At 49.4% G+C, this 15,877-nt stretch carries 15 protein-coding genes; 1 reads left to right on the top strand and 14 read right to left on the bottom strand.

Annotation, left to right across the window (positions count from 1 at the left end):
* Positions 1-74 precede the first annotated feature (74 nt).
* From E3J62_09775 to E3J62_09790, 4 genes are read right to left on the bottom strand one after another with little or no spacing between them, the layout of a single operon-like run.
* Entirely contained in the window at positions 75-1,196 is a 1,122-nt protein-coding gene (locus E3J62_09775) for a sodium/proline symporter (protein TET44594.1), read from the bottom strand.
* The gene (locus tag E3J62_09780; GenBank protein ID TET44595.1) at positions 1,073-1,534 is read right to left on the bottom strand and encodes a hypothetical protein; all 462 of its coding nucleotides are present in this window, start codon (positions 1,532-1,534) and stop codon (positions 1,073-1,075) included. The genes E3J62_09775 and E3J62_09780 overlap by 124 nt, the downstream gene beginning before the upstream one ends.
* Positions 1,531-1,992 (bottom strand): OsmC family peroxiredoxin, encoded by a 462-nt coding sequence (locus E3J62_09785; GenBank protein ID TET44596.1) that lies wholly within the window; start codon positions 1,990-1,992, stop codon positions 1,531-1,533. The genes E3J62_09780 and E3J62_09785 overlap by 4 nt, the downstream gene beginning before the upstream one ends.
* Before the next feature lie 11 nt (positions 1,993-2,003).
* On the bottom strand, positions 2,004-3,410 hold the full coding sequence (locus tag E3J62_09790; GenBank protein ID TET44597.1) for an MATE family efflux transporter: 1,407 nt from the start codon (positions 3,408-3,410) through the stop codon (positions 2,004-2,006).
* Positions 3,411-3,934: 524 nt separating this feature from the next.
* Between E3J62_09790 and E3J62_09795 the strand changes: the two genes are divergently transcribed.
* Positions 3,935-4,933, top strand: coding sequence for an aldo/keto reductase (locus E3J62_09795; protein ID TET44598.1), 999 nt, complete (start codon positions 3,935-3,937; stop codon positions 4,931-4,933).
* A 1-nt stretch (position 4,934) separates the two neighbouring features.
* Here the strand turns inward: E3J62_09795 and E3J62_09800 are convergent, their stop codons facing one another.
* The 10 genes from E3J62_09800 to E3J62_09845 form a co-directional block, all read right to left on the bottom strand.
* The gene (locus E3J62_09800; protein TET44599.1) at positions 4,935-5,306 is read right to left on the bottom strand and encodes a hypothetical protein; all 372 of its coding nucleotides are present in this window, start codon (positions 5,304-5,306) and stop codon (positions 4,935-4,937) included.
* 14 nt (positions 5,307-5,320) lie between these two features.
* The gene (locus tag E3J62_09805) at positions 5,321-6,226 is read right to left on the bottom strand and encodes a cation transporter (GenBank protein ID TET44600.1); all 906 of its coding nucleotides are present in this window, start codon (positions 6,224-6,226) and stop codon (positions 5,321-5,323) included.
* A gap of 33 nt (positions 6,227-6,259) precedes the next feature.
* The gene (locus E3J62_09810; protein TET44601.1) at positions 6,260-7,300 is read right to left on the bottom strand and encodes a mechanosensitive ion channel family protein; all 1,041 of its coding nucleotides are present in this window, start codon (positions 7,298-7,300) and stop codon (positions 6,260-6,262) included.
* Positions 7,301-7,559: 259 nt separating this feature from the next.
* Positions 7,560-9,035: a hypothetical protein gene (locus tag E3J62_09815; protein ID TET44602.1), complete on the bottom strand. Its 1,476-nt coding sequence runs from the start codon at positions 9,033-9,035 to the stop codon at positions 7,560-7,562.
* Positions 9,036-9,049: 14 nt separating this feature from the next.
* Positions 9,050-9,883 (bottom strand): ribosomal RNA small subunit methyltransferase A, encoded by an 834-nt coding sequence (gene rsmA / locus E3J62_09820; protein TET44603.1) that lies wholly within the window; start codon positions 9,881-9,883, stop codon positions 9,050-9,052.
* A gap of 10 nt (positions 9,884-9,893) precedes the next feature.
* Positions 9,894-10,655, bottom strand: a complete 762-nt coding sequence (locus E3J62_09825; protein ID TET44604.1) for a TatD family deoxyribonuclease — start codon at positions 10,653-10,655, stop codon at positions 9,894-9,896.
* A 10-nt stretch (positions 10,656-10,665) separates the two neighbouring features.
* On the bottom strand, positions 10,666-12,699 hold the full coding sequence (metG, locus tag E3J62_09830) for a methionine--tRNA ligase (protein ID TET44605.1): 2,034 nt from the start codon (positions 12,697-12,699) through the stop codon (positions 10,666-10,668).
* Entirely contained in the window at positions 12,657-13,478 is an 822-nt protein-coding gene (locus E3J62_09835) for a hypothetical protein (GenBank protein TET44606.1), read from the bottom strand. The genes metG and E3J62_09835 overlap by 43 nt, the downstream gene beginning before the upstream one ends.
* A 2-nt stretch (positions 13,479-13,480) precedes the next feature.
* Positions 13,481-14,515, bottom strand: coding sequence for a DNA polymerase III subunit delta' (gene holB, locus E3J62_09840; GenBank protein TET44607.1), 1,035 nt, complete (start codon positions 14,513-14,515; stop codon positions 13,481-13,483).
* A gap of 4 nt (positions 14,516-14,519) precedes the next feature.
* Positions 14,520-15,695: a hypothetical protein gene (locus tag E3J62_09845; GenBank protein TET44608.1), complete on the bottom strand. Its 1,176-nt coding sequence runs from the start codon at positions 15,693-15,695 to the stop codon at positions 14,520-14,522.
* Positions 15,696-15,877 lie beyond the last annotated feature (182 nt).

Consider the following 15,877-nt stretch of genomic DNA (forward strand, 5'->3'; position numbering starts at 1 on the left):
CGCTTAAAGCTTTTCACTCTCAAACTAGGCACTAGTTGAACATTTGAACCACTGTGCCCTTGAAACCTGGGCTTTTACCCGATTCCTGCAACTGCCGAAAACTCTTCTACTGTTTTCAGGGAAGGCTGAGGGCCAAAGATGCTGACCAGAATGACGGCAATCAGACTGAAGAAGAATCCCGGTACCAGTTCATAAATTGCATTCTTCAGCACAGGTATGTTGTACCAGATAACTATCGTTACAGCCCCGACTATCATTCCCGCGAGCACTCCCCACTTAGTTGTTCTTTTCCACCTGAGAGAGAGTATGAGGGGTGGCCCGAATGACGCCGCCAAGCCTCCCCACGCATAGAGAACAAGCCAGTAGACTGCACGTTCAGCCTTTATGCCCAGAAGAAAGGCCACGATGCCTATGGCCACTGTTGAGAGTCTTCCTATAAAGAGCAGCCTCTCTTGCGACGCCTTCTTGTTCACGATCTTTCCATAGAAATCCCCAGCAACAGAGGTGGCTGCTATCAAGAGTTGTGAGTCCACTGTGGACATCATGGCTGCGGTTGCTGCGGCAATTATTACTCCCACCAGCCACGGCGGTAGTATGGCCATAGCAAGTGAAGTGGTCGCGGTTTCCGGGTCATCAAGTGCTCCCAGGACAGAAAGACCCACTATCCCCACCATGATTGCACCCAGCAACGCGAAGAACACCCAGACCATGGCCACCCATGCCGCAACGCTCATTTTTGAGCCTTTTCTCAGTGCCATGTAGCGCGTGACGATATGCGGCTGTCCTGCATACCCCAAGCCGATTGCAAGACCCCCTATGATGACCCCCAGAAACATTGCAAGTCCAGTCGATCCACCACCCCAGGTTAGCGTTCCCGGATTTGCGTTAGCCATACCCCTGATTAGAGAAGGTATCCCACCTATCTTCACAATTCCCACAACAGAGAGAAGAGAGAGTCCCGATAGCATTATGAGAGCCTGGAAGAAGTCTGTCCATGCCTCAGCCAGGAAACCACCTGCCATTGTGTAGAATATGATGAATCCAAGCGCAATTCCCATCCCCTGAACCTTGCTCAGAGTGAAGCTCGCCGATAGGATCTTCCCTGCTCCCACGCACTGAGCAGAAACGTACAGAGTGAAGAAAAAACTATTAGAATCATTCCGACGACTCTCAAAAGATGAGTAGAGTCGTTGAATCTCGACTCAAAGTAGTCGGGCAGAGTTATTGCTGAGAACCGGATGCTGAATTTCCTCAGCCTTTCGGCTATGACCACCCAGTTTGCAAGGCTTCCCAAAAAACACCCTATAAAAACCCACACAGCTCCCAGACCTATCTTGAAGGCAAGACCCGGCAACCCTACAAGCAGCCAGGTGGACATATCCGTGGACTTCTCACTCAAAGCAATGACCCAGGAACCAAGTTTTCGTCCCCCCAGGCCGAAATCCTCAAGAGTTTTTGTAAATCTTGCGGCGACCACACCGGCCACAACCATGCCAACAAGATAGACGAGAAACGCAACAAGAGAAGGGTTCATCCATCCCCCTTCTTGTCATGGGAACGAACAGACTGCACTCTTGGCCGTACCTTTGGCTTGAACTTCAGTGACTTCGTTATCAAGCATTCATTCACTGCCCTTTCCATTGCTTCTTCTGCTTTTCTCACGTCTTCTTCCGTTTCTACCACCACCGTGGGCATTATGTCAACATCGTTGAATTGGAAAACCCAGTTTTTCATGCTGGCTTTCCCCACAGCCTGGCTCTCATAGGAGACGAGATTGCCTCCGCTCTTTTCGAATATTGAAAGAAAAGTTGTCAGAATACAAACCTCCACAGAGGATACGAACAGATGTTCTGGTGTCCAGTACCCAGGATCTCCTCCAAACTCAGGCGGACAAGCTACTTCTATACTGTGTTTTTCTTCTGAAGACAGCCTGCCCTTGTGCCCACCTGTCCACTTTGTACTGGATTTGTATTCATATATTCTCGGTTCCACGTTTCCCTCGACTAGGCCATGGCCGGTTCTTTTTCTTCAAGAATCGCTATCCGTTTCACTTTCCATGTTCCCCTGCTGAACCAGGCTCCGAGAATGGCAGATTCAATTCCGTATGATATTACCATGGCCCACCAGATTCCGGTGACACCCATCCCGTAGACCTCTGAAAGATAATAGCCCAACCCAACCAGCACCGCAAGCTTGGTCAGACCTGCGTACATAGGCGGCAGCGTATATCCTGACCCGCGAAATGCGCCAGTCATACTCACTGTCAAACCGATGAAGAAGAGATACAGAGATGCGATCTTGATGTATTCCATACCTGTCTGGATTACATCTATGTGCGGAGTGAATATTCCGACCAGGGTTCTGGCATTGAAGAAGAAGGCAAGCCCTAGAACGATCATAATCGCTGAGCAGACCCCCATCGATTGGAAAGCTATCTTCTCCACCCTCCTCTTCTTCTTCGCTCCGAGATTCTGTCCCACCAGCGTAGTGGTAGCAATCCCGATCCCCACAACCGGAAGACTTGCTATCTGAAGGACCCTTATCCCTATTCCCAGAGCCGCAAGCGCCTCTGCGCCAAATCTGGCTACAAGTCTGAAAACGGCCAGCCCGCTGAGGGCCATGAGGCCATACGAGATACCCAGTGGTACGCCGATGGCAAGGAGGCTCCCTGCCACTCTTCCGTCAAGCGGCCAGGCTTCTTTCATCCTCAGCTTCAGACCCGATTTGCCCCCCAGCAGAATCACGAAACCGAATATCAGGCCAACGAACTTGGCTATCATAGTAGCATAGGCGGCTCCCTGGACCCCCATACGCGGGAACGGACCTATGCCCAGTATCATGAACGGATCCAGAACCATGTTTAGGATCGTGGAGACGAGCATAATCATCATCGGTGTTTTCATGTCGCCGGCACCCCGGAACGCAAAATTGATGCTGAAGGTGAGAAGCTGGAAACCAAATCCAATGGAGACAATTCTCAGATACTGAGTCCCCATGTCCAGCACCTCTTTCTGCGCGCCCAGAATCCTCATAATCGGATGCGAGAATGTGACTCCCGCGAATGCAACTCCCACTGCCATTATCGCTGAAAGAAAAACCGACTGACCAAGTATATGCTCAACCTTCTCGTACTGCTTTGCCCCATATGCACGGGCTATTAAAGCAACCGTCCCACCGCCCAGAGTTTGACCAATGGCCAGTATAATGAAGAAAACGACACCGGCGAGGGAAACCGCGGCGATGGCAGAGGATCCAACCCTTCCAACCCAGAATATGTCAACTAAATTGTAGCTAGTATGCATGGCCATGGCGAGCACAACCGGCCATGAAAGAAGAAACATGTGTTTTACCAGGCTACCCTTTGTGATGTCCGGCTGTTGTGTATCTAAGGTTGGAGTCATATCATGCATATCCACAAGCCCTCATTATTGACTCCCATATATGCCATAACTCGCAGCTTAATACAAGGACGAAGGACTGACGACCTTTGTCCTTTCAGAAAACGAAATAGGCCCAGCCCGGCGGCGGCGGGATGGGGGATATTTCGTCCTGAGCGACGTGCTGAGCATCGTCGAAGCACGAAGTCGAAGGATCTGCTTGTGCCAGATTGCTTCGCTATCGCTCGCGATGACACTCCCTTCTTCTATTGTTGCGAGTCCGACGCCAAGTCCCACGCGAAGCCCGGCGGAGCTAGGGACAGCAGAGTCGGGGAGCCACGGAGGGTGAAGTGGGGTAGCTAGGAAGAGCGAAGGCGGGCGATGCAATCTCAGCGTAAAGACCACCAACCTGAAACCAACGGTTTTGCACTTTGCACTTCGTACCTCCTACTTACCTGCGCAGTTGATGCCTGGTGGAGTTGGTGTCGCACCACCTTGCATAGGCCCGCTTTTCTGTGTATGATGTCAGTCCGGCAGGTTCAAAACTGGAGGACAAAATGAAATACAGGAAACTGGGTAACACCGACATCGAGGTTCCCGTTGTGATTTTTGGAGCATGGGCAATCGGCGGCTGGTACTGGGGAGGGGCCGACGACAAGGTCTCCACCGCAGCCATTGAGAAGGCGCTTGATGTCGGCATGAACTGCTTTGATACAGCTCCTGGATATGGCAATGGGCACAGCGAGAAGGTCCTCGGAAAAGCGCTAAAAGGAAAGCGTAATGAGGCTGTCATCGCTACAAAATGCGGACTGAGATGGGATAACAGCGAAGGACACTTCTTCTTCGAGGCCACTGATTCATCCGGTAACGTCCGCAGGATATACAGAAACCTCTCCAGGGATTCCATTATATACGAATGCGAACAGAGCCTCAAACGTCTTGAAACAGATGTCATCGATCTATACCAGTGCCACTGGCCAGATGAGACAACGCCACTCGAAGAAACGATGGAGGCTCTCATCAAGCTAAGGAAGGAGGGGAAGATCCGGGCAATAGGAGTGAGCAACTTCACAACCGAAATGATGGAAGAGTGCCTGAAGTTTGGCGACATTGCGAGCGATCAGCCCAAGTACAACCTTCTCCGCAGAGACATCGAGAAAGATGTACTCCCGTTTTGCAGAGAACATAACATAGGTGTCATATCATACGGTCCAATAGCACAGGGCCTCCTCACCGGCAAGGTGACCGTGGACCGCAAGTTTCACAAGGATGACCTGAGGGAGAAATTTCAGGTTTGGTTCAAGCCTGTTAACAGAAAGCGTGTCGTTGATATCCTGCCAAACATGAAGCCAGTCGCTGACAAATATGGTGTGACGTTAGCTCAACTTGCCATCAACTGGGTCATTGGAGAACCGGGTATCACGAGTGCGATAGCCGGCGCAAGAAACCCGGAGCAGGTTGCTGAAAATGCAAAGGCAGGTGATTTTGAACTGAGCCAGGAGGATAGAGCCCTGCTCAGGAAGGAGTTTGAGGCACTCGGACCGCCGCTGGAGTAATTCAGTCTTTTATCTCTATGAGCACACCATCCAGGCCCTTAATAAAATAGACTGGATGGTCTTCCCGCCAAACCTCTATCACTTCCGCGCCTTTGGCTTTTGCCTGAGCACAAAATCCTTTTTTGTCGCCAACTGATAGCGAGAAATGATTAATCCCAGATTTAGTCCGGCCAGCGGCATCGAATATCTCCACTCTGACCTCACTCCCACCATACACTTGGATCTTGCATGGCTCTTCAGTTCCAAAAATAGCCCGCATTATCTCTGCCGGCGCCTCGTATTCTCTCTCCTTCTCGAGACCCAATACGTTCCTGCAGAATTCTCCTGCCGCCCCAATGTTCGGCGTCCATATTCCGATGTGGTGCACTTTCATGTTCTGCTCCTTCTTCAGGGCTTCCCCCTCTTTGCGAAATCCCCAACGGGCTCAATATGAATAGTGATGTCTTCAATCTCTGGAAATTTCTCCAACACATTCTTCTTCACTTCCTCGGCAATTCTGTGCCCCTCTTCCACTGTAACTGAGCCCAACACCTCAACGTGAGCTTCTGCCAGAATTTTTGAACCCAGGTATCGAGCTCTGATCTCATGGACAGATATTATTCCATCTGTGGATCTCATGACCTGTTCCAAAGCCTCCTGAACCTCAATGGGGGGAGCGGTATCTATCAACTGCATGAGAGATGGACGAGCTATTCTATATGCAGCATAGATTATAAATATGGAAACAACTATGGCCGCAAGGCTGTCAATGAACCACCAGGCGGGGATCACGATAGCAGCCAGCACGGCGAGTGCCACCGGAATAGAAGATAACGCGTCGGATCGATGATGCCAGGCATTTGCCACCACTGCCAGGCTCTTCATCCCCGTCCCCACCCTTTTCGTCCATCGGAAGAGAACCTCTTTGGCAACAATGGCGGCGATTGCCGCATAGAGAGCAACCAGCCCTGGCACCGATTCGTGTCTGCGCCAAACATCAGTAGATGCCCTGTAAGTAATAAGAATTCCAGCACCGAAAAGCAGCAATGCCAGAACAAGTGTAGTCAAGGTTTCTATGCGTTCATGCCCGTATGGGTGATCCCTATCCTTTGGCTTCGCCCAGAACAGGAGGCCAATCAGAATCATCAGATCTGAGATCATGTCAGAACCGCTGTGGACTCCATCAGCAACCACAGCATCACTTCGGCCAATGATTCCAGCAGAGATCTTGGCCGCAATCAGGACAAGATTGACGAAAAGACCTACCAGCGTGACCCTTCTCGTTTCTCGCTTTCTTTTCTCTGCTGTGTCCATCGGTCTGTCAAGCCATAAGCTCAGGCCAACAGTTTATCCTGGCCGCTGCTCACTTTCCCCTTTCATATGAACTGTTCTGATGGGAAATGGAATCTCGATACCTTCTTTCATGTAGCGTTCGTGCAATCTTTTTATGAACTCGTGTTTGACGAGATACTGATCGGTGTACTCATTGGCCCGCAATATCACCGAGAAGTTAATGCTGGAATCACCAAAAGTATGGTACCGGATAAACGGCTCGTGTCCTGCTACGCCGCCTTTCACTTCTTTCATGACCTCTTTGGCCACATCTATGGTTACCCTTTCGACCTCCTTCAGGTCACTGTCATAACTGATCCCAACCTGAATGAGCACTGACATCTGTTTTTGAGGCTGATAGTAGTTGGTTACTATGGTGGAAGCCAGCTTGGAATTGGGAACTATGATCATATTGTTGGGCAGGGCCCTGATGGTTGTGTTCCTCCATGTCACATCCGTAACATACCCCTTCTCCCCTGAATCCAGCTCTACGTAGTCCCCTGGCTTGACCTGTCTTGAAGCAATTACAAAGATACCAGAAAAGAGATTGGCTAACGTATCCTGAAGAGCAAGAGCAACGGCAAGTCCGCCAATTCCAAAAGCGGTGAGCATGGGGGTAATGGAAATGCCCAAGGACTGAAGTATGATCAGTATGCCCACAGCAAATATGAGAACCTTGGTGAAAATGGTGAGTATCGATGTCGACGGTAAAGCGCCTTCTGCTGTCTGGGAATACAGATTAAGGAGACCAACCGCCACCTTCGCGAATACTGCTGTTCCTGAAAGTATGACCAGGATGAGCAGAACCTTCTGAACGGTACCGAGCACGGTCGCGCTCATAGGCACATTGAGAACTGCTCCATAAACCCCTGCAAGGGTAAACCAAAGAATGACCACACCACCAAAAGCTGAGATCAATATCTCGTCGCCTCCCCATTTTGTCCGCGCGGCAATTCTTCTTAATCTGTCCCAGATCAATTTCTGCACTACCAGTCCGACCAAAAAGCCGCCCAATATAAAAGCCAGCGGCAGAATCACCTGCATTGGTAGATTCATTCTCCCCTCCTTCGTACACAAGGTGTTTCTTCTGCAATTTTTGTGAAAAAACTTTACATCCCTGCGGCCTATTGGCTATGATAATACAGGATAGCTAATCTGTTGTCGAGACAAACTGAGACAAGAGTTAGCTGCCCGCAAACATAAAGACCTTGGGAGGAGGAAACATGGAGCAGAAGGGGGTTATATTCACAAGAAGAGCTTCAGACCCTGACCAGCCAAACTTAACAGCCCGGGGAAAGCCACTCACTTCCCTGCCTCAGGACCCATCAACATCCTCTGAAGGCTGGAATTTGATTTGATGAATGCAGTAATACGCTGAAGCAATACAGACAACGATCAGTATCAGACCCACCACTAGCTTGGGTATGCTGTCCAAGAACCATAGTTCCACATTGCCTGGGAGGAGCATTTTTGCCTGAGGAATGATTTCAGATTTTCCGAAATAATCTACGGTCTTGGGTGTGCCGCCAAAATACTCATCTATGGCTCCTATTTGGGGCGGAAGCAATACAGCTATTAATTGAATGATAACTCCAGCTGTCAGCAGTGCATAAGTTAGAACCTTCTTCCATTTCACTCCATTGATGAAGAGACAGACAGGCAACAACAAGAATGGTATAATGGGCACAAGAAAACGCGGTCCCCAGGATGCAGGGGAACTCCAGAAACTGAACTTGCTATAGAAGGCTAGATAGGCAAAGATTATTCCCAATAAGAGCACCGCTTCAACTCTGTACCTCTGAATAAACTTTTTTGCACCAAAAAGACCAAGAACCAGTGGTGGTGAAAAGACAAAGATGCTTTTGTTCAAACCGACAAGCATAGCAGGCAAGCTGATATAAGGTTTGCCTCTGAAGCTGAACCTCAAAAATGCCTGATGTTTGGCCCCCATGTTCAGAGGTGAACCAAAACGATACCAGTTCCAGCCCATCTGTAGAAGAAAGAACAACGCAAATGAGGAAACTAACAGTCCTACCGCACCTGGGATCCTTTTCTTTTCTCGCCAGTGGATCAGAACCAAATACAGTATGAACCAAGGGACAGAGATGATGCTGACATATCGGGTTATGAAGGAATATCCAAGCAGAGCTCCGGCGAATAACAAGAATTTCGGCTTCGAATGCTTCTTGTATAAGAAAACACAGTAGAAAGCACTGAATAGACACAGGGTCACAATGGGCTGCGTCCAGAAGGTACTCGAGTAGGGCCAGAGAATTGTGCCTATCCCCAAAAGAGCAGACGCGAAGAAGGCACTCCCAACCCCACCCTCTATTCTCAGACAGAAGTTGAAGAAAATCAGAAGGGTAAGCGCCATTACAAACGGATTGACCAGAGCTGTAAAGAAAGCCGAAGGCAATTTTCTCAAGTAGAGGAGATTCAGTTTCGGTGCGGACTCCCCTATTTTTGACTCATATGCACTAACATCGACTGCTCTTTCTATGATGTTACCGACCAGAGCGAAGGGAAGGGCCGCAATGGAAAGCCCATCGCCCAACGTCAGGTAGAGCTTACCGTCTCTCCCCTCGGCCATGAAAACTCTTAACCACCTCTGTTTGGCAAAGTCATATTTTCCTTCGGGCATAGTGAGACGGCCCCTCTTGATAATGTTCTGGATTCTCTCATAGTGAAAAACATTGTCTCCTGTGCATATCCCTTTCAGCGTTAGGACGTAGAGTGTAAGAAACAACAGGAACAAAGCGATCTGGTATTTTCTGTTTGGATATGCTGACATGTGCACCCTGTGATTCATAAATTTGACAGCGTGTTGGTGAGATGTACAAACTCCTCCACAGAAAGTGTTTCAGCTCTTCTCGTCAGGTCAATTCCGGAAGTCTTCTCCAGTGCAGACATCTTCTCAGCTTCAAGTTTCAGATACGAAGCGAGCGAATTCCTCAGCATCTTTCTTCGCTGTGAGAAACCACCTCTCACCACCCTCTGGAATAGTCCTTCATCAGAAGCCACGAAGGGCGGCTCATCAAACATGGTAAGTTTGATGGTTGATGAGTTCACTTTGGGTCTTGGGAAGAAGGACTGACTACCTATGTTGAACAAGGGTTCTCTTCCTGCCCAATAAGCCACCATCACCGTGAGAATACCGTATTCAGAACTACTAGGCGAAGCCAGAATTCTACTGGCCACCTCTTCCTGCACGGTGAGTACGGCCGTCTCAATCGAATGCCGAAGTGATAGCATCTTCGATACGGCCGGTTTACTTATGCTGTACGGAAGGTTGGAGACTACTCTGAACCTCCCTCCGTAGCAGGAAAGTTCTTCAATATCCAGGCCGAGGAAGTCTGCATTTATCAGGACGAAGTTGGGCGCCTCCTCGAACCTCTTGCTCAGGAACTTGCACAGCCTCTTGTCAACCTCGATGCCGACTACCAATTCTGCTCTTTCGAGAAGATACGCTGTCAGTATTCCCAGCCCTGAGCCAATCTCCACCACAGTTTGAGAGTCAACCCCTGAAGCATCAACAATCTTCTTGGCCACGTTTTCATCAACCAAGAAGTTCTGGCCGGTGCTTCTCCTTGGTTGGATTGAGCAAAGCTTCAGAATCCTTTTGACTTCTTGTACGGTCATTTGAATAGCACTATGCTTCGAAGAGCCTGAAAAATGTCCTTGCGTTGCGGCGGGATACTGCGGCAGAATCCTCAAGGCTTATGCCCAGCACCGCAGCAAGCTTCTCGCAGATTATCCTCAGGTTTGCAGGTTCATTCCTCCCCTTCTTTGGTCTTGGTGTCAGGTAAGGACAGTCTGTCTCTATGAGTATGTCCTGCCTGGGAGCCAATTCTGCAATTGATACAAGGCGGGAACTCCCATAAGTTAGAGAACCACCAAACCCCAGTTTGAACCCAAGCTTCAGAAAGGCGTCCGCCTGTTCGACGGAGCCAGAGAAACAGTGCATCACTCCATCTCCGCGCCCCCACTCTTTCAGGATTTCAATGGCATCTGCGTGAGCTTCTCTCACGTGGATGATAACCGGAAGGCCCACACTTTTCGCCACTTCCAGCTGTTCAATGAATGCCTTCTTCTGTACATCTCTCGGTGATAGATCCCTGTAGTATTCGAGGCCCATCTCACCAACGGCAACTACCCTCTCATGGTCGGCCATCTCCTCTATCTGCTTGGCTGCGCTCTTGTTCAATGTTGATGCGTCATGCGGGTGAACACCCACTGCCGCATACATGAAGTCGTACTCTTCGGCAAGCTTGATCGCTTCCCTGCTCGACTCCAGGTCGTAACCCACATTGATAATCTCAGAAATCCCTGAGTCCAGGGCATTCTCAATCACCTTGTCCCTGTCCTTTCGGAACTGTTCGTGCTGTAGATGTGCGTGCGTATCTAGAAACAACATTTTCTTGTCAGTGGACTTTGGTTCCTGCCCCTATCTTTCTGTCGGGCACAAGTAATACCACATTGTCGCCTTCCTCGGCCGCGAGAAGCATACCATGGGATTCGACACCCCTTATCGTGGCTGGCTTGAGGTTCACGATGACCACTATGTCCTTGTTTTTTAGGTCATCGACGGAATACCACTGGGCTATACCGGCAACGATCTGCCTGGTCTCCCCGCCAATGTCGACTTTCATCTTTATGAGATTTTTCGCCCCCTCTACTTTCTCCACCTCAACCACATGAGCCACCCTCAAGTCCATACGACTGAACTCATCAATCGTTACCTGTTCCACCTTCTCCCCTCCCTTTCCAAGTTTATTTCTTTCCAGTTCAATTGTCTTGTCATCGACCTTTGGAAAAAGTATTTCCAGCTTTCCAATGGTCATACCGGACTCTATCCGCGAACTGTCGTCCCAGCCCTGTCTTCTTAAACCGAGCATCCTTCGTATCTTTTCTGATGTGAAGGGCATGAAAGGCTCTGCCAGCAGGCCCAGGGTCTCTACAGCCTTTGCGCAAACATACATCGTAGCTGCGCAGTCCTTGTTGTTGGTAATTCTCGTCGCCCAGGGCTGCTTGGAGTCAAAGTACCGGTTTGCATCCTTTGCCAGATTCATAACGCGCTGAAGCGCTCTTTTGGCTTCAAACCTCTCCAGCAGGTCACCAACGTGCTTCTTCTCGCTGTCCAGCCTGTTAAGAAACTTCTCTTCTTCTCCTGAGATGGCACTAGCTTCTGGAATTCTGGAAGAGAAGTACTTCTCTATGAATGCGAAAGAACGGTTAACAAAATTCCCAAATATGTCGGCGAGCTCATTGTTGTTTCTCCGCTGGAAGTCGGCCCAGGTGAAATCTGAATCTCTGGTTTCTGGCGCGTTTGCGGCAAGACAGTACCTCAGCGGGTCTGGCTCAAAGTTCTCTAGATACTCAGGCAGCCACACTGCCCAGTCCCTGCTCGTAGAAATCTTATCGCCTTCTATGTTCAAAAACTCATTCGCCGGCACTTCAGTTGGGAGTATGAAATCGGAGTAGGCCATCAACATGGCTGGCCACACAATGGCGTGGAATACAATATTGTCCTTCCCAATGAAGTGAACCAGTTTTGTACCTTCATCGCACCAGTACTTCTTCCACAGATCTGGCTCACCTCTCCTTCTGGCCCACTCTATGGTGGAAGAGATATATCCTACAGGGGCATCAAACCAGACATAGAGGACCTTTCCCTTTGCGTTCTCTAGAGGAACCGGCACTCCCCAGGACAGATCGCGGGTGATAGCCCTGTCTTCCAACCCCTCACTGAACCAACCCTCGCAGAATCTCCTGACATTATCCTTCCAGTGCTTCTTAGTTGCTATCCAAGTTTCTAGCCTGTCCTGGAGTTCGCCCAATTTGAAAAACCAGTGTTTTGTTTCCTTTGCCTGTGGAGTGTTCCCGCATGTGGCGCACCTTGGATTTATGAGCACTGAGGGCTCCAGCCACTTTCCACAAATCTCGCAAGCGTCCCCTCTTGCCTCCTCAAAGTGGCAGTAGGGACACTCACCGTTAACGTATCTGTCCGCGAGAAATCTCTTGCAGTGGGTACAGTAAAACTGGGTAATGGTTTTCTCTACAATGTATCCCTTCTTGAGGATTTTTGAGAAGAAATCCTGTGCAACCTCATAATGTAGGGGAAGAGTAGTCCTGCTGAAGTTATCAAAAGAGATACCAAGCTTAGCAAAGCTCTCCTTAATGTTCACATAATAACGGTCCACTATCTCCTTCGGTGAGACACCCTCAGCCTCCGCTCTAATAGTGATAGGTACTCCATGTTCATCTGTCCCGCAAATGTATACCACATCTCTCCTCTTCAGGCGTTGATAGCGGACATAAATGTCGGCCGGAAGATACGCGCCGGCTAAATGGCCAAGGTGTATCGGACCATTGGCATAAGGAAGAGCACTGGTAACCAGAATCCGCTCGTGGTCTACCCTTTGTCTGTTGCGCGCTTCCTCTTGGGAAGGAACCACGGCCTTCTCCTTTCCTTCAGTTCGGCAAGCGTCACTTTTTCCTGTTCGCCAGAGTCGTGTAGAAGCGTAATGACTTCCCTGAATATGTTCACTTCCTTCACTACCCCTTTTCCCTTTTCAGTTTCTACAGTCGAACCCACTCGCGGGAATCTGCTGAGGGCTTCAGCATAGAACTTCCTTTCGTAGGTCAGGCAGCACATAAGCCTTCCACAGACTCCTGACATCTTTGCTGGGTTGACCGTTAGGTTTTGCTCCTTTGCGGTCTGCAGGGTCACCGGTTCAAATTCTCTTAGAAATGTCGTGCAACACAGCTGTCTCCCACATGGGCCACAGCCACCCATCCTCCTGGCGCAGTCTCTAACACCGATTTGATGCATCTCGATTCTTGTCTTGAAAGTTCGGCCCAGCTCCCTCACCAGATCCCTGAAGTCAACCCTGGTGTCTGCTGTGAAGTAGAATGTCATCTTCTTTGCTTCAAAAGAATGTTCGACGCTTATCAGCCGCATATTCAATTCGAAGGCCTTTATCTTCTGCTGACAAGCTCTGAAACCTTCCGCCTCAATCTTCTTGTTCTCTTCAAGCTTCTGCATGTCCGATTCGTTCGCCCTTCTGACTATTTTGCCTGTACGAACCCCCTTCTCCACTATTTTTATGACCTTCCCAATGTCCAGCCTCTTCTCGAACTGGCAGACAACTGTGTCTCCCAATGTCAGTCTGACCCCATCTGGGTTATCCAGGAATTCCTTTCTCATTTCGCTGAATTGAACTTCGACAACCATTTCTAAACTCTGGTTAGACTTTGTTCATGAACTCGGCTGAGTAAATTGAAAAGAACTAGTCTTGGGCTCACATTCCTGTTCAGGTCTGCAAAAGCATCCTCAATCCCGTATATTATATCACAAATCTCATCACAGGTCATACGTCCAGCGCCCTTTTCCAGGGGTTTCTGCTGATCTATGTTTATGAGGGTCTTTTGGGCTCCCATTTTTGTGGCTAGCAAATCCTTGTACATGGACTGAAGGATCTCCAGCGTTTCGTATACGAGGTTTTCATCGACCATTTCCCGCGAAAAATCCAGTACAGCAAGGTCATCCTGGGGCGCGCTCTCCAGTACAAAATCGAACATCCTCAACCTGTGTTCATCGGCATAATCCCTGAGCATTTTCTGCGCCCAGCCCAGACTCCCACCTGACAATGACGCTACCAGATGTGCTCTATTTCTCTCTGCACCCATCTTCTCCACAAGTGCATTCTCGATATCCTCAGCTCGTAGTCTCGTAAACATCACCTTCTGGCATCTCGAGCGTATGGTTGGGAAAAGGGAATTGGGTCTTTCAGTTGTGAGTATCACAAGCGTGTCAGCCGGAGGCTCCTCCAGCAACTTGAGAAATGCATTCGAAGCCTCCTGGTTCATCCTGTCCGCATTAACCATCAAGAAGATCCTCTTTCCTTTCTGGAAAGGCTTAAGTGATGCCTCTTTTCTGAGTATGCGAACCATATTGATTGTAATGGTGCCCTGCTTGTCGTAGAGCTCCGGGGTGGGCAGCCCCTCAAGGCTGCCTGCATTTCTAACGGGGAAAACCAATCTAAGATCGGGATGTGTGAGGCTATCCACTCCCTTACAACTAGAACATTGTCCGCAGTAGCCATGCTCCACCTTGGTGCAGTTGACCGTCTTGGCGACAGTGAGCGCGAAGGTTCTTTTGCCAACCCCTGCCGGCCCATGGAAAAGAAGGGCAGATGGAAGCTTATTTGCCTTTATGCTGCCCTCTAAGAGTCTCTTTGCCAGATCTTGTCCTATAATCCTCTCAAACATGGAGCTATTTCAACCAGATTGCAGGGTCAGCCGGCCTTCCTTGTTCTCTTATTTCAAAATGGAGCCGGGAGCCCTCGAGTGAACCAGAATCTCCAACTTCCCCAATGATGTCTCTTTCTCTGACCGAATCACCAACATCAATCAGAATGGAGGACAGATGGGCATAAAGTGAGTAATAACCCCCTCCATGGTCTATGATGATGACCTGTCCGTAGCCCAGGAATCTGTCTGCATACGCCACCTGCCCATCAGCGACCGCAAGGACTCTTTTCCCCTTCGGAGCCTTGATGTCAATCCCGTTATTCAAGGTCGAAGTGCCGTACTTCGGGTGCTTCTTGGTGCCAAAACTAGAAACAACCTCGCCCCTGACTGGCCATATAAGCCGTCCTCTGCGCCTTGGGAAGGTCACCTCTTCGAGAGGAACAACTCTTCCACGCTTCCTAGCCTCTTCCGCTCTCTTTCGGATTAGCTCATCTATCAGAGATTGAAGTCTCGCCTCGGACTTTGCCAGCTCCTTGGCAAGATCTTCCTGATTCTTCTTCTTTTGCCGAACATCCTCAAGCAAAATCTCCCTCTTCTCTTTGTCTCTGTCGAGGTTTTTCAATTCAGTCTCATTTTCAACACGTGTGTTCTTCAACTCCGAAAGATCCCTTGAGAGCTTAGCACCGTAGTCAACAAGTTCTTGTCGGTCATTCTCTATTCTACCCTTCAATCTCGCGTCCTGCTCGGCAATCAGCATCAGATATTTTGTCTTTGTGACCATGTCAGGAAAGCTTCTTGCTGTAAGAATCAACTCCATGGGGTGAACTGAACCGTGTTTGTAGATCGCTCTCAATCGATTGCCAAGGATTGTGCGCCTGGCCTTCAGTTTCTTTTCAACAGCCTCTATCTTCGATTCAACATCGGAGATCTCAGTGATCTTCCTCTTCTCCTTCTGCTTCAGTTTTCTGAGAAGCTCCTGGTTAAGTTCCAGTTGCACATCGAGCTGATCCAGCTTCTCAAGGATTGAAGACTCTTTGCTCTCCAGTTCTTTTGCCTTCTTTCTCGATTCAACCAACTTCTCGCGAATCTTCCTGAGCTCCTCCTCCTTCTGCTGAATCTCATCCGTAGTCTGGGAAAAGGCCGCACCTACCAAGGAGAGGACGGCCACTAATATGAATGCTTTATGTTCGAGTCTCATGATGCACCCTCAAAAACGAAACCGCTTTGAGGCGGCCACAGCCCGAATATACTTCAATCTTCCGCGTCAGTCAAGCGATTTAAGTCTATGGACGGCTGTGGCGACCGCACCATCTGGTTCAATTTCCCAATTTCGCCACCTCGCGGTATAGTATTGATATTTTGAGATGGGGGTAGGGTATT

Source organism: candidate division TA06 bacterium (assembly GCA_004376575.1).
Taxonomy (GTDB): domain Bacteria; phylum Hydrothermota; class DG-26; order E44-bin18; family E44-bin18; genus E44-bin18.

Coding starts and splice junctions, on each gene's coding strand:
- E3J62_09805 (TET44600.1), bottom strand. CDS start 6,226: ATGGACACAGCAGAGAAAAGAAAGCGAGAAACGAGAAGGGTCACGCTG.
- holB (TET44607.1), bottom strand. CDS start 14,515: ATGTTTGAGAGGATTATAGGACAAGATCTGGCAAAGAGACTCTTAGAG.
- E3J62_09845 (TET44608.1), bottom strand. CDS start 15,695: ATGAGACTCGAACATAAAGCATTCATATTAGTGGCCGTCCTCTCCTTG.
- rsmA (TET44603.1), bottom strand. CDS start 9,883: ATGACCGTACAAGAAGTCAAAAGGATTCTGAAGCTTTGCTCAATCCAA.
- E3J62_09795 (TET44598.1), top strand. CDS start 3,935: ATGAAATACAGGAAACTGGGTAACACCGACATCGAGGTTCCCGTTGTG.
- E3J62_09800 (TET44599.1), bottom strand. CDS start 5,306: ATGAAAGTGCACCACATCGGAATATGGACGCCGAACATTGGGGCGGCA.
- E3J62_09810 (TET44601.1), bottom strand. CDS start 7,300: ATGAATCTACCAATGCAGGTGATTCTGCCGCTGGCTTTTATATTGGGC.
- E3J62_09780 (TET44595.1), bottom strand. CDS start 1,534: ATGAACCCTTCTCTTGTTGCGTTTCTCGTCTATCTTGTTGGCATGGTT.
- E3J62_09835 (TET44606.1), bottom strand. CDS start 13,478: ATGGTTGTCGAAGTTCAATTCAGCGAAATGAGAAAGGAATTCCTGGAT.
- E3J62_09790 (TET44597.1), bottom strand. CDS start 3,410: ATGCATGATATGACTCCAACCTTAGATACACAACAGCCGGACATCACA.
- E3J62_09815 (TET44602.1), bottom strand. CDS start 9,035: ATGTCAGCATATCCAAACAGAAAATACCAGATCGCTTTGTTCCTGTTG.